The organism is Paenibacillus sp. PK4536 (assembly GCF_028594455.2).
GTDB lineage: Bacteria > Bacillota > Bacilli > Paenibacillales > Paenibacillaceae > Saccharibacillus > Saccharibacillus nuruki.
Genome location: NZ_CP126313.1, coordinates 4,888,763 through 4,908,697 on the forward strand (window position 1 = coordinate 4,888,763; position 19,935 = coordinate 4,908,697).

18 protein-coding genes are annotated in these 19,935 nt (G+C 39.3%); 4 read left to right on the forward strand and 14 right to left on the reverse strand.

The annotated features are described in order from the left end of the window. Window positions 1-29 precede the first annotated feature (29 nt). The 7 genes from PO903_RS21620 to PO903_RS21650 form a co-directional block, all read right to left on the reverse strand. A complete protein-coding gene (locus PO903_RS21620) occupies window positions 30-1,715 on the reverse strand; it encodes a methyl-accepting chemotaxis protein (RefSeq protein WP_069330017.1) in 1,686 nt (561 codons plus the stop codon). A 192-nt stretch (window positions 1,716-1,907) separates the two neighbouring features. Next, window positions 1,908-3,677, reverse strand: a complete 1,770-nt coding sequence (locus PO903_RS21625) for a helix-turn-helix domain-containing protein (protein WP_273594538.1) — start codon at window positions 3,675-3,677, stop codon at window positions 1,908-1,910. 71 nt (window positions 3,678-3,748) lie between these two features. Further along, window positions 3,749-5,017: an amidohydrolase gene (locus tag PO903_RS21630; RefSeq protein ID WP_137223399.1), complete on the reverse strand. Its 1,269-nt coding sequence runs from the start codon at window positions 5,015-5,017 to the stop codon at window positions 3,749-3,751. A gap of 4 nt (window positions 5,018-5,021) precedes the next feature. Further along, window positions 5,022-5,741 (reverse strand): DUF1028 domain-containing protein, encoded by a 720-nt coding sequence (locus PO903_RS21635; RefSeq protein WP_137223397.1) that lies wholly within the window; start codon window positions 5,739-5,741, stop codon window positions 5,022-5,024. Between the two features lie 29 nt (window positions 5,742-5,770). After that, entirely contained in the window at window positions 5,771-6,601 is an 831-nt protein-coding gene (locus PO903_RS21640) for an ABC transporter permease (RefSeq protein WP_069330021.1), read from the reverse strand. A gap of 12 nt (window positions 6,602-6,613) precedes the next feature. After that, a complete protein-coding gene (locus tag PO903_RS21645; protein WP_273594539.1) occupies window positions 6,614-7,555 on the reverse strand; it encodes an ABC transporter permease in 942 nt (313 codons plus the stop codon). A 90-nt stretch (window positions 7,556-7,645) separates the two neighbouring features. After that, window positions 7,646-9,202, reverse strand: a complete 1,557-nt coding sequence (locus PO903_RS21650; protein ID WP_502921658.1) for an ABC transporter substrate-binding protein — start codon at window positions 9,200-9,202, stop codon at window positions 7,646-7,648. A 391-nt stretch (window positions 9,203-9,593) separates the two neighbouring features. On the opposite strand from PO903_RS21650, the gene PO903_RS21655 reads away from it, so the two are divergent. Together PO903_RS21655 and PO903_RS21660 are read left to right on the forward strand one after the other, a co-directional pair. Then, window positions 9,594-9,917 (forward strand): DUF3817 domain-containing protein, encoded by a 324-nt coding sequence (locus PO903_RS21655; RefSeq protein WP_069329273.1) that lies wholly within the window; start codon window positions 9,594-9,596, stop codon window positions 9,915-9,917. Between the two features lie 166 nt (window positions 9,918-10,083). Next, a complete protein-coding gene (locus tag PO903_RS21660) occupies window positions 10,084-11,391 on the forward strand; it encodes an MFS transporter (RefSeq protein WP_273594541.1) in 1,308 nt (435 codons plus the stop codon). On the opposite strand, the gene brfA is transcribed toward PO903_RS21660, so the two are convergent. Continuing rightward, window positions 11,359-11,592 (reverse strand): ribosome rescue factor BrfA, encoded by a 234-nt coding sequence (gene brfA / locus PO903_RS21665; protein WP_069329270.1) that lies wholly within the window; start codon window positions 11,590-11,592, stop codon window positions 11,359-11,361. The two genes, PO903_RS21660 and brfA, sit on opposite strands and share 33 nt — an antisense overlap. Before the next feature lie 316 nt (window positions 11,593-11,908). On the opposite strand from brfA, the gene dctA reads away from it, so the two are divergent. Then, the gene (gene dctA / locus PO903_RS21670; protein WP_273594542.1) at window positions 11,909-13,276 is read left to right on the forward strand and encodes a C4-dicarboxylate transporter DctA; all 1,368 of its coding nucleotides are present in this window, start codon (window positions 11,909-11,911) and stop codon (window positions 13,274-13,276) included. A gap of 105 nt (window positions 13,277-13,381) precedes the next feature. Here dctA and PO903_RS21675 read toward each other — a convergent pair whose 3' ends face one another. From PO903_RS21675 to PO903_RS21695, 5 genes are all read right to left on the reverse strand, one after another. Then, window positions 13,382-14,401, reverse strand: coding sequence for a Gfo/Idh/MocA family protein (locus PO903_RS21675; protein ID WP_137223388.1), 1,020 nt, complete (start codon window positions 14,399-14,401; stop codon window positions 13,382-13,384). Window positions 14,402-14,740: 339 nt separating this feature from the next. Further along, window positions 14,741-15,478 carry an MORN repeat-containing protein gene (locus PO903_RS21680; RefSeq protein ID WP_273594543.1) on the reverse strand — a complete coding sequence of 246 codons (738 nt, stop codon included), beginning with the start codon at window positions 15,476-15,478 and terminating at the stop codon, window positions 14,741-14,743. A 138-nt stretch (window positions 15,479-15,616) separates the two neighbouring features. Then, entirely contained in the window at window positions 15,617-16,369 is a 753-nt protein-coding gene (locus PO903_RS21685; RefSeq protein WP_069329280.1) for an amino acid ABC transporter ATP-binding protein, read from the reverse strand. A gap of 50 nt (window positions 16,370-16,419) precedes the next feature. Then, window positions 16,420-17,088 (reverse strand): amino acid ABC transporter permease, encoded by a 669-nt coding sequence (locus PO903_RS21690; RefSeq protein ID WP_204823070.1) that lies wholly within the window; start codon window positions 17,086-17,088, stop codon window positions 16,420-16,422. 161 nt (window positions 17,089-17,249) lie between these two features. Beyond that, a complete protein-coding gene (locus PO903_RS21695) occupies window positions 17,250-18,098 on the reverse strand; it encodes an amino acid ABC transporter substrate-binding protein (RefSeq protein ID WP_137223382.1) in 849 nt (282 codons plus the stop codon). A gap of 285 nt (window positions 18,099-18,383) precedes the next feature. On the opposite strand from PO903_RS21695, the gene PO903_RS21700 reads away from it, so the two are divergent. Continuing rightward, entirely contained in the window at window positions 18,384-19,085 is a 702-nt protein-coding gene (locus PO903_RS21700; protein ID WP_273594544.1) for an MgtC/SapB family protein, read from the forward strand. A gap of 130 nt (window positions 19,086-19,215) precedes the next feature. On the opposite strand, the gene PO903_RS21705 is transcribed toward PO903_RS21700, so the two are convergent. After that, window positions 19,216-19,833 carry a hypothetical protein gene (locus PO903_RS21705; RefSeq protein ID WP_069329264.1) on the reverse strand — a complete coding sequence of 206 codons (618 nt, stop codon included), beginning with the start codon at window positions 19,831-19,833 and terminating at the stop codon, window positions 19,216-19,218. Window positions 19,834-19,935: the final 102 nt, after the last annotated feature.

The following is a 19,935-nucleotide window of genomic DNA, read 5'->3' on the forward strand; positions in this document are numbered from 1 at the left end:
CTTTGTAGTATAGATCTTTGCGATATAGATTAGATTTTGAAACGAGTGACTAATGCTTGTAAATCTTCTGCAAGTGACGTTAAAGCTACAGCAGAATGTAGAACTTCTTCGCTCGAAGCTAATTGCTCTTCTGTTGCCGCAGCGATTTCCTGCGTGCTGTCTGATATTTCTTGTGTTCCTTTAGTCATCGTCTGCATTGTATCCGCAGAATCTGCAAAAGAATCATTAACTTGTGAAGCATTATTCGCGATATTTTCCGTTTTGGATGAAATTTCTTCCACTGCATTCAAAATATCATGGAATTGCTGTACTGTTTCTCTGGTCATCTGATTACCTGTTGCAACATCTGTTTGAACCGTTTGAATAGCTGACATTGTCGATTGTGTTTCTAACTGAATATGACTAACCAATTCTTTGATCTGTCTACCTGCATTTGCTGATTGTTCAGCCAGCTTTCTAACCTCTTCTGCTACCACTGCGAATCCACGTCCATGTTCTCCCGAACGAGCAGCTTCTATAGAAGCATTTAATGCTAGAAGATTAGTTTGAGACGAAATTTCATTGATTAATGTAGTTACTGTATCAATCTTAGTCGCATGTCCTGCCAGTACACCTACACTTTGATCTGCGCGAGATACTGAACTTTGAATCGATATCATTTGCTCGCCTACACGTTCAATCGAATCTGCTCCTTTTTCAGATTGTTGCTTCATTAATTGAGAGAAATCTGCCATTTGAGCAGTGTTCGAAGAAATCTCAGATAATTTATGGAATGAATCTTGCAAAGAAGCCGATTGATATCTCAATTGTTTGGCTTGTCCACCTGTCTGATCAGCGATCACTTGCATAGATTCAGCGACTTGCTGAGAAGTAGCCTTGGATTGCTCTGCACTTGCTGAAAATTCTTCTGCTGAAGCTGCAACCATATCAGACGATACACCGATCTGACTGACGATAGAATGTAATGTAGATACAAATAAGTTAAAGTTCGATGCTAATGTTCCAAATTCGTCTTTTTGCTTCAATATAATTTTTTGAGTCAAATCAGCTTCGCCTTGAGCGATTTCTAACATTTGGCGATTTAGCAGACGTAAAGGTTTGAGGATAGCACGTAGTAAAAGAATACCTAAAAGAATACCCACTACCGAAGAAATGATTACTGCTGCCAAAATAATCGTTTTGCTGAGATGCGCTTGTTTTTCATTTTGTGCTTGTAATTGTGCTACTTCTTGATTAAGGTTCGTAATCACTTCACTGACTGCTGGTGTTAAAGCTGTTTTGCGTAGTGTACGTTCTTCCCCAAAATGATATTGACTAGCAGCTGTTGGATTTTCGCCTTGCAATTTGACTACATTTCCATTTAACTCGGTAACTTTGGCAAATGTCGTACTAATCTCTTGTAAAGAAGATTGATAAGGTGCACCGGCTGTTGATTGTTGCAACAATTGTAAAATGCTATTAATTTCGGTGATTTTTTTCTGCATTTCGGGTACGTATTCTTGATCACCTGTAAGTAAATAACCACGTTCATCATTAGAAAGCCCTGCTAATCTAAAATCGATCTGTTTCATATTTTTTTGCATTTCCATTTTGGATTGTAATAATGCACTTTGTTCAATCGTATTAGAAATGGTAACAAAAGATAATATTCCGCTTCCTAAAATAGTAAAAATTAATAAACTAATAGTTACAATTAATCTGGTTCTGACTGTCATGATGTGTCTGCCTCCGCTATATTGTTATATAATCCTCTTAGTTACTAAGACCTATTATTATTATTATCGAATTTTGTCATATTATGTATTAGATTTTTTTGAAATTTTTACACTGCGTTAACAAATCAAAAAAACTTTATCTCTTTTAGGATAAAGTTTCGTGTTTATTTCGTATTTTCTCCCGCATTTTGGTTAATCTTCATATAAATACAAATAAATCTGACATGCCATGCGGACATTGAACCATTCATCTCCATGATCAAAAGAGTAACCTAATAATTCTTGAATCCGTCCGAGTCGATAATATAAAGTATTGTGGTGAATACGTAACGATTGAGTTGTATTTTTGAGATTGCGGTCATATTTAACAAAGGAGACTAAAGTGATCATTAGATTGGCTTTTTTTTGCTGATCATACTGAATAATTGGTTCTAATACATCATTCAAATATTCTTCTAATTCTTCACGCGATTGTTGCATAAAAAAGCGAATCACTCCTAGATCACCAAAATAGATCAAGCGCTGTTGATTGCCTTCTTTGAGCAATAACTGCATACATTGTTCAGCATCTTTGTAGGATCGGCTTACTTTATCTAATCCCTGATACAATCTACCGATACCTGATGATAATTGACGATCTCGGCGCAGCTCACGTAATAACAATTGAAATTGACTTTGACGTTCTTCTTTGTTCAGATTCCCCGCAATATTCACAATAATAATCGTATGATGATGCCGTTCAACCAATAAATAATGGATATGTAGCTGACTCATAATAGATTCAAATGAATGTCGTGCACTCCCTTGTAGCGGTTGCATCAACATCACTGCATAATGATCTTCCTGTTCAAATCCGAGTACACGTGCTTGCTCTTGTAAAGACATATTCATCTCACCGGATAAAATACTTTCGAAAAAAGCATCTTTGGCACGCATTTGTGATTGTTGAACAGCTTCTTTTTTCACCCAATCTAAGGCAAGCACCGTGGCACTGTATTCAAAAATCATTTTGTTCGTACTCATAAATTCTTGATTTCCTGTCCATGCACACAAATAACCAAGCAATCGATCGGTACCTACAATCGGAGTTACAATAATAGATTGAGCAGCGTCTTCTTCGAGTACAATTCGTTGCCACTTTTTACTGCGTTGCACCCACTGCATCGCAGGATGTTGTAGAAATTGATCGGGTAAATGAGGTTTGACTTCAGCAGGTAAATAACCCATAGGTGTGAGTAGCAGATCGAATACAGCAATCGGCATTTTGACATTACGATATAGAGCAGACAGAATTTCAGGGGTTCCGTACCCTTTTGCTGCCAAGTTATTAATCTGATTATGAAAGTCCATTGTCACTTGTAATCGCTCATGCTCTTGACGTAGCGCATCATGAGTCAAAAACAGCTCATGATTCTGCTCTTGAACCTGTCGAAATAAACGATGATGCTCAATCGCCATCGTTGCTAGATCACAATAGATTTGTAGAGATTCCAGATCATGTTCAGTCAATGCTTGCGCATCGGTAAAATTATCAAGCGTCACTACTCCTATACAACGGCCATCAGATAATAAAGGCACTGCAATACAGCAACAAGGTATTTCCCCTTGAGTCGATGATTCTACATAGTATTTGTAATTAAAAGCACTCATATTATCCATAGCACTTTGTAGATCCAGAGGATTGTTGATCCGAATAGGCATACGTTCTGCAAAAACCTTGCCTGATATCCCTTCACCTGAAGACAATCGAGTCATCGTCATCACTGCTGGAAGATAGCCTACTGTAGCTTGAATAATCAACTTATTGATTAATGGATCATGCAAAAATAAAAATCCTGCTTCTGCGGCTGGGATACTATCCATCGCTGTCTGCAAAATCAGTTGAAGCATTTGTTCTTCATGAACCGGAGACATAATCGTCTTCATGAAGCGCATAAGAGAATGAATCGGGGGATGCTCCATCGGTTACGCCTCCTTTAAGTTCATTTTTTGCTAACATTTTGTAATATAAGTGATGTATACTTTTTGTCTATTTATAGTTGCGGTTCAGACTGCTCAAATGTTATTTGTCCACCTGCCATCGTCAGAGCCACTTCACCTGAATCGGTAAGCGGATGTGTATTCCAGATCACGATGTCTGCATCTTTGCCTACTTTTAGTGAGCCTGTAGAATCGGCTAGATGCAAATGACGAGCCGCTTGAATCGTTAACGCTTCCCATGCGGCATCTAGTGGCAATCCTGCTTGAATAGCCATTTTGGCTGATGTTGGCAAATATTGAATAGGTAATACAGGATGATCGGTTGTGATTGATATCGGCACCCCTGCTTGATACAGAGCAGGATACGTTTCCCAAGAAAGGTTACGCAGTTCCACTTTACTACGTGAAGATAAGGTAGGACCTACACTGCAATATCGACCTGATGACGCTAATTCTTTGGCAATCTTAATCCCATCGGTTGTATGCTCAATGGTAATATCCAAGTCAAATTCATGTCCTAATCGTAGTGCTGTCGCAATATCATCGGCACGATGTGCATGAAAACGAACAGGAATTTTCTTTTCTAAAGCCAGACCCAAAGCTTCCATACGCAAGTTGCGTGGAGGTGATGGTCTCGATTGTTCTACCTCTATAGATTGTTGCTGTGCTACATAATGTTGAGCCTGTACTAATTGTTCACGAATGATACCAGCTATCCCCATACGAGTCAATGGCGCTCTACCACTAGCTACTCCGTGATATTTTTTAGGATTTTCGCCCAATGCCATTTTGAGACCTGACGGATGCAGGACAACCATCTGCTCTACGGTTGATCCAGGAAGAACTTTGAGACAACACATTAAGCCTCCAATCACATTAGCACTACCCGGTAAAACTTGAACCGTAGTCACACCTGTTCTAGCAGCATCTACAAATCCTTCATCATAAGGATTGATTCCATCTAACGCACGCAAATGAGGAGTTACCGCTTCAGATGTCTCATTGTAATCAGCACCTTCCCACCCGATACCTTCTTCATCTATACCGATATGGGTATGAGGATCGATCAAGCCGGGAGAGACTAGGCGATTCTGTGCATCAATAATTCGAGTATTGGATATATTGCTTAGTTGTGACTTATACGTTTCCCATTCGGTAGTATCGCCTAAGCCTACAATTTTGCCATCTACGATATGAATCCAGCCTTGCTCTATCGTTACCCCTTCCATCGTTAACAGGTTTGCATTGGTAATCAGGATAGAAGATGTGTTTAACAGAGATGTTGTCGTTAAAGAAGGATCATTTTCCGGAAAATAACTCATCGACTCAACCTTTCTTTTCGAGTGGAATACCTTTCATCACGGTGTCCACCCAGTCGTAGTATTGTTCAATTAATACAGATCGATTACTATAATAAATTCGTTCTAATTCAAGAATAGGTTCGGGATGATCATCGACACGGAAATCAACATAAGGAAAACCAGGTGTAGCGGCGACTTTGAGTACGGATGCTTGTTTGCCACGACGATCTCCACCTGCATCTGAACCTGCTTTGAGAGCAGCAAGTAGACGTTCTGCTAGTTCCAGATCTGCACTTTGTTCAAAAGCTCGCTCCATAGCAGGCAATACGTCTTCATTCGCAAGCAAATTGCCTGATAGACAAAATTGATCCCCAATCACATGCCCTTTAACATCATCATTTTCACTACCTGTAAAAGCAGCACAATGACCAAACCGATCGATTACAGCCACCTGCCGCAAATCTCGACCGGGATCTTCCATCAGCAGATCATCTAATACTTTATTAGCAGTAAGTCCTTGTCGTAACAATTCTATACCACGAGGTCCGAGTGCTGGATTCATCCATCCTTGGGTAGCTACCACCCCATATTCAGGATCAACACAAGGAGAGAATGCGCCAACACCGGGAAATTTAGAAGCCGCAGCTGCACCAAAACGTTTGGTCTGAGGACAACGAGCAATAATAGCAAAGGTATTGCATTTAAAGTCAGCTAAAGGTCGATCTGTTGGATAAAAAATAGGCATCAAACAGCACTCCTTTCTTCTAAGATGATTTAATGTTTATTGGATTTGGGATCAAGCGCATCACGTAGACCATCTCCCAGAATATTAAAACTTAATACAGCAATGGTAATCGCTAGACCCGGGAATACAGCGATCCACCATGCCGATTCCATCCAGTCTTTGCCTTCGTTAAGCATTGTTCCCCATGATGGAGTATCCGGCTCTGCGCCCAGCCCTAAAAAGCTAAGCGCTGCTTCTGCTAAAATAGCGAAAGCAAAAGATAAAGTAATCTGTACAATAAGTGGAGCCATAATATTAGGCAATACATGTTTGAGCATAATTCGAATATGCCCTACACCGATCGAACGAGCGGCTTCGATATAAAGCGAACTTTTGATCGACAATACAGCACTTCGAGCAATACGTGCAAATATCGGTGTGTATACAATACCGATTGCGATCATTAAGTTCGTTGTACTTGCACCTAGAATCGCCATAATTGATAAGGCTAACAAAATATCAGGAATCGAAAATAGAACATCGGTGATACGTGAAATGATCGCATCGACCCATTTGCCAAAATAACCTGCAAGGATTCCCATCGTCGCTCCAATAAGCAATGCAACCCCGACAGCAATAACACCTACTCGCAATGATATCCTTGCTCCATAAATAATGCGAGAAAGAATATCCCGTCCTAACTGATCTGTACCTAACCAGTGATGAATACTGGGCTTGCCTAACATTTCGGTTCCCAGCGCATAAGGATCAAATGGAGCTATCCAGCCTGCACCCAATGCAATCAGCACAAAACAACTAATAAATAGGAGACCCGTCATGGCGAGTTTGTTTTTGCTAAAGCGATACCAAATCTCTTTCATTCAGAGCTCCTCCTAATAACGAATTTTGGGATTTAAGATCGAATACAGAATATCAACGATCAGATTAATAACTACAAAACAAAAACCTACAAACAGTATTGTTCCTTGCATTAAAGCGTAATCTCGATTGGTAATGGCTTGTAATGCTAAGCGTCCAATTCCGGGTAACGAAAAGATTTGCTCAATCACAACAGATCCACCGATCAAATAACCAATCTGGATACCGAGCACTGTAATAATCGGAATCATTGCATTTTTGAGTGCATGTCTTGTTAACAATCGCAACGGCGACATCCCTTTGGCACGAGCCATTTTCATATAATCTTCGCTTAATACTTCAAGCATCGTGGAACGTGTCATCCGCATGACTACCGCAGATACGGCTGCACCAAGCGCAATACCCGGCATCCACATATGATGTAAGTTTTGTAGTGGATTTTCCCAGAAAGAGATATATCCGCTGGAAGGAGCCCAGCCTAACTTCAAAGCAAATAATAAGATAAAGATCGTTCCTAACCAGAATCCCGGAATCGAAATTCCCAATAGCCCTACAACCGTTGCCATATAATCAGGTAGTCGATTATGGCGATAAGCTGCCCATATACCGAGTGGAATCCCTACGAGGCTGGCAATCAATACACTAATCAATGTCAATTCTAGAGTGACGGGCAAGCGTTCGATAATTGATTGCATCACCGAATCTCCACTAAATGAAGAACGTCCTAGATCGCCCCGCAGTACATTTCCAATCCAGATCAAATATTGGATATATAAAGGCTTATCCAGCCCGTAATAAGCTTTCAATTGTATAGCTTGTTCTTCGCTATAACGTGTTCCCAATAATGCCGTAACGGTATCTCCAGGTACTAAACGAATCATAAAAAAAGTAACAATGGAAATGCCGAACAATACAGGAATAGACACTAGAATCCGCCGGACAATATAGCTCAACATCTTATCCCTCCTTTAACCAAACAGGAACTGATACGAGCAAGCCCGTCAGTTCCTATGTTCATATCTAGCAGCTATATTCTACAGTTCAATCTACTCTACTTTGGTTTGTTTTAAGAAAATAGAAGTAACTGTCGGTTCCACGATAAAGCCTGTAACATTATTACGATAAGCGGCTGCACGTTCATTCATATACAGGAATACCATCGGAGCTTCATCAGCTACAGTGGTCTCAATTTGTTTGTAAATGTCTTTACGTGCTGCTTCATCCGCAGTCGTGCGACCTTTTTCGAGTAAAGCATCTACTTCTGGATTAGAGTAGCCTTGTTGGTTATAAGCTTCACCTGTATGGAATAGGTTATAGGTATATTCATCTGGATCTACAAATCCTTGCCAACCCACGACCGCCATCTGGAAGTCACCTTTACCTAGTGCATCGAAAAAGACGCTAGATTCTTGAGATTCCACTTTGACGGTAATACCTACTTCAGCTAATTGTTGCTTAATCACTTGAGCAGCTTGCACCTGATAATCATATTCAGAGCCGACTTTGAGTGTAAGCGAAATAGCCGGGCTTCCTGCTGCTTGTAACAATTGCTTGGCTTTTTCTACATTACGCTCAGCATATGGATGAATATCAGGGTATGCCCAGTGATTCGGAGGAATATTTCCGCCGTCCAATACCGTTGCTTTACCTAACTTCACCAATTGATTGATCTGATTGCGATCTACTGCATTGGCAATCGCTTGACGAACACGAACATCACGTAGTGCAGGGTCTTTGACATTCAGCCCGATATATTCCCAAAAGGTACCGGGTTCTGACTTCAATGTAATCCCTTCAACATTTTCTAATACTTTATTTTCTTTTTCTGTCGTTTCTAGAATCAGATCAATCTCATTATTACGAAGAGCTGTTGTACGAGCGGTTGCATCTGCAATCGGCTTGAAATCCACTTCGTCCAAATAAGGTAACCCTTTTTCATAATAATCAGGATTCTTTTTCAACGTTAGCTGTTGATCTTTATCCCATTTGACCAATTCAAAAGGACCTGTGCCTGCATCTACGTTATCTAGGCTGTTGTTATTGGCTTTGACAATATCGCTATCTACAATGCCATTCATCGGGTTCGCTAGATAGGTAAGGAAAGGAGCCATCGGTTGTTTTAAATGAAATACAACTGTAGATGGATCAGGTGTATCTATACTTTTGACTGCGGTAAATTGATTCGCACGTACTCCTTTATCAATAATTCGTTCAATAGAATATTTCACATCGGCTGAAGTCAGTTCTTTACCAGAACCGTGGAACTTCACCCCTTGATGTAGCTTAAAGGTATAGGTGAGTAGATCATCCGAAACAGTATACGATTCAGCAAGTCCCGGTTCAATTTCACCGTATTTGCCATTGTATTGCATCAATGTACTGTACATATTTTCGATATAATGCATAGAACCTGCATCTGTAGCGGTATGAGGATCAAGCGTTTTGCCATCCGATTGTACGGCGACTCTTATCACATTGGATGCTGTAGATTGACCTGTACTTGTTGAAGAGGTTGATGTGCTTGCCGTATTTGGAGCTGAACTAGAGCACGCTGTCAACATAATTAACATTCCAACCAAAATTCCACCTGTTATCTTTCTCAATATACTCACCTCATCTATAATTTCTTGTATTTGATGTTTTTCATGTTAACAATGTTTACTTTTTAAACATACGTTAAATCTACTGAAATCCAACAGTACTATTTGGGATAATTACCAAATAAACTATTGACCATTGCCCAAATAAATGGATTATCATGCTAAAATATATGTATTTTTATCCAATAGGATCTACTTATTCATAGTTAAACAGAAAGAAATCGCTATTTTTTAGATTTAATTATTGTTAGCTAAGTTATCATAAATATTTATTATGTATATAATCTCTTATTAAAGTGTACTTTCAATATTTTGTAACTTTTGATTGTGCTTTTAACAGAACATTTACGTTATATTTGAATTATTAAAATTGTAATAAAGGAGAATATACTTTATGATCAAAAATGCTCTAAGTATGTTACGAGTGATTGGTAACGTGGAAGCGGTATCTTATCTTGCTCTCGTACTGATCGCAATGCCTCTTAAGTATTTTGCTAATATGCCTCTTGCGGTGACTTATGTAGGGATGATTCACGGGGTATTGTTTGTAGCTTATGTAGCGGCGATTGGATTGACTTTGATTTTGCGTAAAATATCGTTTAAACAAGCTATTTTAGGATTGGTCGCTTCTATTCTTCCGTTCGGACCTTTTGTATTTGATCGCTACTTGCATCGTCAACATCAACGTGATGCTGTAGAACAGACTCAAATTTCATAATGCATTAGAAGATCATCATCAATGATCATACATACATGAGATCGTTTATATGGTTTTGGATCAGACAATTCTTTTAGAGAATTGTCTTTTTTGTATAGTATTGTATAGAGAAGAACGAATACACTTGAATACAAAGATAATATGAGCTGAAAAGGAGAAATCGAACATGCCCCTTGAGCAAGAACAGCAAGAATCTGTTATACGACGTTTTCTCTCCCCTGTACGTCAGTCCAAAGCATTTACATATCTGTGGTTAGGTCAATTAATAGCGATGCTGGGTAGTTCAGTTACGATGATTATTTTGCCTATTCTTGTCTACACGTTAACCGGTTCTTCAACCATTATGGGGCTAGCGATGACGATCTATATGTTGCCGATTGTGATTATTTTGCCGATTTCCGGCTGGATTGTAGATCATACCGATCGTGTACGCTTGATTCTATTGACCAATAGCATCCGATTTGTGTTAATGCTGAGTGGTGCAATTTTAATTTTTACAGATCAATTGTCTTTAGCTGTCTTATATGTAGGACTTGCTCTATATGGATTAATGGAAGGTATATTCCAACCTGCCTATTCCGCTTTACGTGCTGAAATATTTACCCCTGATATTCGAAATGCGGCGAATGCTCTAACCCAAGTTAGTATTCAGTTCGTCCGTCTACTAGGTCCGACATTAGGCGGGATTCTGGTGACTGTCGCTTCTCCTGGAAGTGGATTTGCTCTGGATTCACTTACATATCTGTTCTCACTGCTTTGTTTTACTTTACTTAGCAAGCACTTTATCTCTAAACGTCAGCAAGAACGCTATAAGCAACAGACGATTGATCAAGCCTCTTCTACGGATCTGTCACACTCACCAGTCAAAACATCGGTGTGGCAAGAGTTCACCGCAGGGTTTGTTATTTTGCAAAAACAACCGTGGTTGTGGATTACGATTGTTATTTTTTCGCTCTTGAATATTTGCTATGTAGGGATTACCAGTGTTCTTATTCCATGGCTTTTCAAAATTCATCATCATTTAGATCCTATTGTCTATGGACTGGCTATGACCTCTGCTGGTGTCGGCGCTATTATCGGAGCAGTCTTATTTGGAAGTCGAAAACAGTGGCGCAAACGTGGTTGGATTGGATATGGCGGAGCATTGTTAAGCGGAATCGCTCTATTCTTATTATCGGTGATTACATGGCCACCCGGTATGGTGATGATTATGGCTTTGGAAGGATTCGGCTTGATGATGTTTGCGCTAGTCTGGGAAACGAGTCTGCAAGAGTTAGTACCTGTGGAAAGTTTTGGACGTGTGGCTAGTCTGGATATGTTCGGTTCATTCGCTTTTTTACCGATTGGATTTCTACTGATTGGTTGGTTAGCCGATCAGATTGGTGGACTGATTACGATTAGTTTATTTTCGGGGATTGGGATGTTGCTGGTGATTATCGGGTTATGCGTACCTGCGATCAGGCGATTTGACTAAAAGACACAAAAAAGAAGCATCATCGTGTGTGATATGCTTCTTGTGTTTTACTTTTTGTAATCGTTCTTGTTTGGTAGATGTCATACGGGTATGTTGCGAGATGGCTGCATAATCTTCATTGGCTCTACGACTGTATTCGGGAATCCAACTGCCACTACGCTTTGCTTTACGAATAGCTTTTTGAGTCTGGGTACGTGCCATAATAAATTCACTCTCCTGAATATTAAAATAGGTTACTGCAATATTATACCATAATGCTCCAAAATAAATAAGCGAATGATATGTTACTTATTTTAACATATCATTCGTTTATTTTTGTATAAAAATCATAATTTGAACGTTTGAATTGTGAAATATACAAAAAAGATCGAAATCTATAGTAACTACTTTGACCAAATGTTATAAAATGCTACATAACTTAAAGATAGAACATACAACCAACATAGACTAAATAATTCTTTTCCAAATCCATGAGGATGTAGTGTCGTTAAGCATTTGAATATCAAGGAGGTTTATTATGAATTTTGTTAAATCATTATTTTTTCAAATCATTGTAGCTGTTGTGATCGGTATTGGTGTAGGAATAGCCTTTCCTAACTTTGGAGAGCAGTTACAACCGCTTGGAACCGGATTTATCAAATTAATTAAAATGTTAATTGCACCCTTGATCTTCTTCGTCGTTGTCGCAGGTATTGCCAAAGCAGGCGATCTCAAAGCAGTCGGTCGGATCGGTCTCAAAGCTATCCTGTGGTTCGAGCTTGCTACGACAGTCGCACTCATGTTAGGTCTTGTCGCTGCTCGTGTATTCCGTCCGGGAGAGGGAATGAATATCAATGCCAGTACACTTGATCCCAATGCTGTAGCCGCCAAAACAGGAGGCGCAGAACTTCCACATACCGTAGATTTTATCCTCAATATTATTCCGACCAGTGCAGTAGATGCTTTTGCGCAAAATGCACTGTTACAAGTGCTACTGCTTGCTTGTCTATTCGGTACTGCTCTTGCTGCTAGTGAAAGTCAATTAAAACATAATGTACTGACGCTGGTCGATCAGATCATGGAGCTGATTTTTAAAGTGGTCGGTTATATTATGAAATTAGCACCCATTGGTGCATTCGGTGCGATTGCTTATACGGTCGGTGCCTATGGAGTAGCGACATTGACTTCTTATGGAATGTTGATCCTTGCTTGTTACTTAGCTGCGATCTTATTCTTAATTTGTCTGGGATTAGCGGCATGGTGGATCACAGGTATGAATCTATTGCAATTTATCAAATACACTCGTTCTGAAATTATGCTTGCGATTGGTACAGCTTCGTCTGAAGTCGTTATGCCACGTATGATGGAAAAGCTGAACAAAGCGGGCTGTGATAAAGCAGTGGTCGGATTGGTTGTACCGACAGGATATTCTTTTAATCTAGATGGTGCTTCGATCTATTTATCTCTAGCTACCGTGTTTCTTGCACAGGCAGTAGGCATCGATCTGACCTTAGGACAAGAGATTACTATTTTAGCTGTGTTGATGCTAAGTTCAAAAGGAATGGCTGGTGTACCGGGTTCCGCTTTTCTAGCATTATCGGCTACAGCCGCAGCACTTAATGCGTTTCCTGTAGCTGTTGTAGCACTATTGCTCGGTGCTGACCGATTTATGGATACCATGCGTGTATTCACCAATCTTATGGGCAATTGTGTAGCTGCTTTTGTCGTAGCCAAATGGGAGGGTATGTTGGACACAGAGAAAATGAAAGCTGTACTTGCAGGAGAATGGACAGAAGAAGAAAACAAGTCGATTGCAACAGCCCAACCTGCTAGACCTACAGAAACGATCCACTCCCCACTTGGTCATCCGTTAGCTCAATCTTATACGGTATACGATAAAACATAATCAATAATCCAGTCTCACATCTATACTAAAAAGCTGCTACCCTTGATACGAAGGTAACAGCTTTTTGGTAATACTATTTTGTTGTTTGGCTACTTGTAGCTTATTTTATAAAGAAATAGTTTTGTTATCCGCTTGAGATTGGAACGCAGATAAGATCACAGATAGTGATTTTTTGCCTTCTTCACCTGAAATAGATGGTGGTGTATTGGTAACGATAGATTCGATAAAGGCATCTACTACACCGCTAACTTCTTGCTTGTCATTGGTAGAAATAGCACCTACACGATATTTCTCGACTGTACCGTCACGAAGTTCGACAATCACTTGATCATCAGGATCGGTACCAATTTTCATAATACCGTTCTCACACCACAAGTATGTGCCGTTATCTTCACCACGATAAGCTGTCCAGCTCGCTACTAATGTACCGATTGCACCGCTCTTCATACGAAGCAAGCAAATAGCGTTATCGTCAACATCTGTATCTTTTTTATCCAATGTACCGATAAATGCACTCACATCAACCACTTCGTCATCTAGCAACCAGCGAATCATATCAGACTTATGTACGCCTAGATCACCCATCGCACCCATGATCGCTTCGTTTTTACGGAAGAACCAGCTTTCTTTACCATCAATACTCCAGAATTCTGGACCTCCATGGCTAAAAGCAGTACGGAAAGTCAGTATGCGACCCAATTTGCCTGTTTGCAATACTTCTTTGGCTTTGACGTGTGGTGGCATCAAACGTTGATTATGACCAACCATCAAATACACATTGTTCTTTTTAGCTGCATCAATCATTGCTTGTGCTTCTTCTTCAGACACAGCCATCGGTTTCTCAACCAGTACATGTGCACCTGCATTGGCAGCAGCAATCGACATTTCAGCATGGAAAATATTCGGAGTGCACACGCTTACAGCGTCGAACCCACCAGCTGCTAATAATTCTTTGTAATCACTATATGCTTTGGCATCGAAACGTTTCGCATAACCTTCAGCACGTTCTATAATTGGATCAGCAAACGCTACCAATTCTACATTCGGATGTTCTGCATACTCTGGAATATGGCGACGTTCCGCAATACTTCCACAACCTATAACTGCTACTCTGACTTTAGTCATCGTTACATTCCTCCTGAAATATGAAGTTAAGTGTTCCACAGCTATCTTATAGTAATCCGCTCAAATTATCCACCTTTGCCATCTGTAATATCATCCTTTTTAGAAGTTTTAGCTCATTATTTATAGAAAAAATATACATTATGAATACAACATGTAGTAATATTTTTATTAATAATTCTAAATGTAGGTCGAATATTAATAGAATTTCGACAAAAAAATCTCAAAATTTATTTTAAAAGAATATTCTTTTTAAGTCCAAATCACAAAAAAAGTAGTTCAACGTCATCTCTACCGAGGCTGTGTTGAACTACTTTTTGGATAACGATAAATGGCTCTATTTTAAGATGAAGTAACCGGTACTTTGATAGAAAGGGTCTGGAATGTTTTAAGATACGTAGACACTTGCGGTTGAATCTTTTTGAAATATTTCAAGTTGGCTTGATTGGCTAATTGCTTAGCAGCATCTTCTTCTGGAAAGATAGAGTACTCTTTATCAATCTTTCCTTTCCGGTATTGAATCTGCGTGAATTTACCAGTTGCCCAGTATTGTGAGATATTTTGGTTATCTCCATAAATCTGTAACCATAGATCACTATCTTTGTAATTAAAGCTAAAGGCAGGATCTGCTAATGCTTGAGTCACAGTATATCCTTTTTTAAACACATCATTTTCAAACTGACCTTGCTGAATCAAATTCGCTTCTATTTTACCTGCTTTATTTTTGATCGTTTGTCTGACTTCGCCCAGACCATTGCGCTGATCTTTGCTCCATTCGCCTTTGTATGTCACAACAAATGTACGTCCTTTGACCATATATTGATTTACATATTTCCCTGTCCCTTGCCGTATCCCATCGACCCACTGTCCTGCATATGATTTGGAATCTCCCCAGCGAATCGTACCTGTTCCGTTAGGCTTTCCATTTTCCACTTGTCCGTAATACGAAGCACGTGCTGAAAGTTTAAGTGACTCTTTCTCGGTAGCCGCATGAGTCATCGGTGCATATATCCCAATAGACGTAGCGATCAATACTGTACTTAATATGACGGTTTTGCATGTATGTAATATTCTTCTCATTCCTTCATCCCCTTATATGTCTCTAAATATAGAAAAAAAGAAAACCATACATATTCGTCTGTACGATTTTCTTCTTTCTCAAGCTAGTTACCTTTATGCTATTTTATACCCTGAATAGAGCATTTATAATCTAATCTGTTAGATGTCTTCACCTGTTAAGCGATTAAGGAACTGCTTTGCACGATCACTTTGTGGGTTATTGAGTACATCTTTGGGATGTCCTTGTTCTATAATGTATCCACCGTCCATCAGAAGCACATGGTCAGCGACATCAGCTGCAAATTTCATTTCATGCGTTACGATTACCATTGTTCTACCTTCAATCGCTAATTGCTTAATAACTTTAAGCACTTCACTAACCAATTCGGGATCAAGTGCAGAAGTAGGCTCATCAAAAAGGAGTACATCCGGTTCAACTGCCATTGCACGTGCAATACCAACACGTTGTTGCTGTCCACCGGATAATTGGTGTGGATAAGAATTACCACGGTCGCCTAATCCTACTTTGGCAAGTAATTCTTGGCTGGATTTGCGAGCGTCTTCTTTACTTTTTTTCTGTACCGTAATCTGAGCTTCCATAACGTTCTCAATAACGGTTTTATGAGGAAACAAGTTATACGATTGAAAAACCATACCTGTCCGTTTGCGAAGTTCGGTCACTTCTTTGCTAGACACTTTACGACCTTTTTGAAAATCTAACGAACGATCACTTAACTTGATCGTTCCTTGATCAGGAGTCTCCAGTAGATTCATGCAGCGAAGTAGCGTAGTTTTACCTGAACCAGACGGCCCGATAATAACGAGCACTTTTCCTTTGTCTAAGCTTACGTCAATCCCTTTAAGTACTTCCAATGCACCGAATGACTTGTGCAAATTACGAATCTCGATCATCATCGGCTAATCTCTCCTTTACTTCTTCAATAGCGATTCTTATATATGAGTTAGTCCGCTGACGAGCGACCTAGTCGTTTTTCTAATTTGTTTTGGAAAAAGGATAATATTGAAGTGAATACTAGATAAATAACTGCTGCTTCCGAATACACTAATAAGTATTCATAAGTAGTAGCTACAATTTCTTCAGACTTCCGAAATAATTCTACATATGTTACTGTTCCAGCCAAAGAAGTGTCTTTCACTAGACTAATAAATGAATTCGATAATGGTGGTAATGATACACGAGCAGCTTGAGGAAGAATAATTCGGCGTAATGCTTGTCCACGTGTCATTCCAAGTGAATAGGCAGCTTCCCATTGCCCTTTATGAATCGATTGAATCGCTGCACGTACAATTTCAGAACCGTATGCCCCTACGCTCAAAGAGAAACCAATTAATGCCGCTGGAAAAGGATCTAATTCGATTCCAATCGTAGGCAATCCGTAGAAGATAATCGCTAACTGCACAATTAAAGGAGTTCCTCGGATAATCCAAATATAAAATCGTGCAATAAAATCTAAAATTTTCACGCCAGATAATCGGGCTAATGCTGTTAATACAGCCAAAATCAAACCAATAATAAATGAAAAAATAGCTAACGGAATAGTAAAACGTATTCCGGCTTCAAGCATAGGCCAAAAAGAATTAACAAGTATCTCGATTTGACGATCGTCCATATTCTAACATCCTTTATTTCGACAATTTGGGTTCATATCTCTTGTACATGCAATGCTAAGTAAATATCTTAGAAAGGCTTACAACGTACAAATATCTTGACGAGTGTTTATTCGTCAAGATATCGTTATCGTCGCATATATACAAAGTGAGACTCAGTGTATTATTTAGATACATCTTCTCCGAAATATTTCTCAGAGATTTTCAAGTATGTTCCATCATCTACCATATCTTTTAACGCTTTATTCACAGCTTGAACCAAATCTTCGCCGCCTTTGTTGAAAATAGCACCACTTTGAGAAGCATTTGCTTCTTCAGCTACAACTTTGATAGGTGCATCTGGTTGTTGCTTTTTCAAATCAAGGTAAGACAAGTTATCATTGATTGTAGCTTGAGCACGATTAGAAGTTAACAATCCTACTGCTTGTGTAAATCCATCAACAGAAACGATTTCTGCACCGTTATCTTTAGCGATTTGAGCTAGATTACTTGTTAAAGATTGAGCAGATTTTTTACCATTTAGATCAGCAAACGATTTAATATCTGTATTGTCGTCACGTACGATAAGTACTGCTTTGGAAGCGATGTACGGATCAGAGAATAAAAATGTTTTTTGACGTTCTTCTGTAATACCTACTTCATTAAATACCGTATCAAAACGCTTCGACTCTAGTCCACCTAGTAAGCTATCCCAAGCAGCTTCAGTAAATACAGGTTCTACACCCAGACGTTTACTGACTTCTGTTGCAATATCTACGTCAAAACCAGTTAATTTACCACTTTCATCATGAAACGTAAATGGTGCATATGTTCCTTCTGTACCAATACGTAATTTACCACTAGCTTTTACAGATTCCAATGTGGCTACTTTGCTAGAAGAAGCTGTGTCTGTATTGGTTGCTCCAGATGTATCGGTATTGCCTGTCGTTGCTGTATTAGAACTGTTACCACATGCTGCAAGAACAAGCATGGTCAGTATCATAACCAGTGTAAAAGAACCCCATTTTTTCATTTGAAAATACCCCTCTCAGATGTTGGTGATCACACTTATCGTTGGTGATTCACTACTTATTAATAACGTACTGCAAATTGTATAGTACACTGTCTTTCGTCACACGTCAACTCTTTTTCCGATAAAATTACTTGGTTTTATTGTAATAGACATAATTCCATCATTATTCTTACCCTTTATCGCTTTATTTGAACATGGTATATACGCTGTGAAGCAACATATTTCTCTGCAATTAGGGTATATACTTTTTAGGATAATGATCTTGCGAAGGAGGAAATTATAGCAATGGTATGGATAACAATAGAACATATTTTGAGAGTATTAATTGCAGGATTGGCTGGAGCCATTATCGGATATGAACGGAGTAGTCGCCAAAAAGAAGCCGGGATTCGCACTCATTTTATCGTAGCGGTCGGTTCTTCTTTAATGATGATTATATCCAAATATGGATTTACCGATATGGGAAATTGGAGCAATGTATCCCTTGATCCTTCGAGGGTAGCTTCGCAGATTGTAAGTGGAGTGGGCTTTCTAGGAGCAGGCACTATTTTTATGAATAAGCAAAAAGTGAAAGGATTAACGACAGCTGCCGGTATATGGGCAACAGCTGGAGTAGGGATGAGCATAGGAGCCGGTATGTACACGCTAGGGATCGGAGTCACCCTGTTGATTGTAGTTGTACAATTTGCAATGCATCGTCATCGTAAGCCGCTTGTAGCGACTCGTGTGCCCCATCGTCTAACTGTACGGATCGTAAATCATAAGCAAGCTATCCCATCGATTCTGGATGCGTTGGATCAGCACCAGATTCATGTGTTTAGTTTACACTCTGAAATCGAAAAATCGACGCCTGACGCTAAGGAGTCCGTTCCTTCCTATTTACTGTTACAAGCTTCCATTCAATTGAATACCACTATCAAACCAAAAGACCTTGTTCCTCTATTACAATCCCTACCGGATGTACAAATGGTCAAAATAGATGAATAAACTAGCTTTTTCTTTTATAAAGAACACATACCAAAAAGCATCTTGCTATAATAAAAGATTGAACCATTGACTCGTTCAGTTCTTCTAGCAAGATGCTTTTGTTGTATTCTGTATTGAAGTCGCCAGCTTATCAAAAGTTCTGCTTTAACTGTTCAAATTGAGAACGAATGCGATCCCGTACATCGTCTGATCCATTCTTGAAATATTCATGACGCTGATTATTCATACGTTGATGAGCTTCACGTTGTAATTCACGCTCTACTTCATAGGCTTGATCTATTTCTGCTTCGACATCGATCACATCGTGCCGACAGACAAATTGAGAACCCAATTGACTCAACACATAATTGAATACGCTTACATTATTTTCTTGCACAATACTGATTAAAGCCATTTGTCCCTCATCTAACGTATACAACGTAGATTGGATCAATCCCATTTCTTGTTCTGCTACTTCATGAGTAAATGGCATACTAATCATCGAATCGATACTGCGTTCTAACAATACACCTAACGGACCTGCAAAAATTCCAATCATTGACCCCAAAAGTCCACCTGTTGTCCATTCACCTGCCAGTGATCCATGTGTACCAAATCCATCCCAAAATACCACTTTGCCTTTTTCTCGTGCTACAATAGCGGCTTCCAAGACAGCATATCCTTCGGTAATACGACTATGTCGAAGAGTAGATAAAGCTCGGTATGCCTTACATTCATCTGTAAAAATAACGGTCACTACATTTTCCATAGGACACCCACTTTCTTTTGTTTAACCAGTTGTAAGCGTTCTCAGATATCGTTTCTTTTATCTTATGCTATTTTCCAATTAAATCAACTTATTTTATCGCAA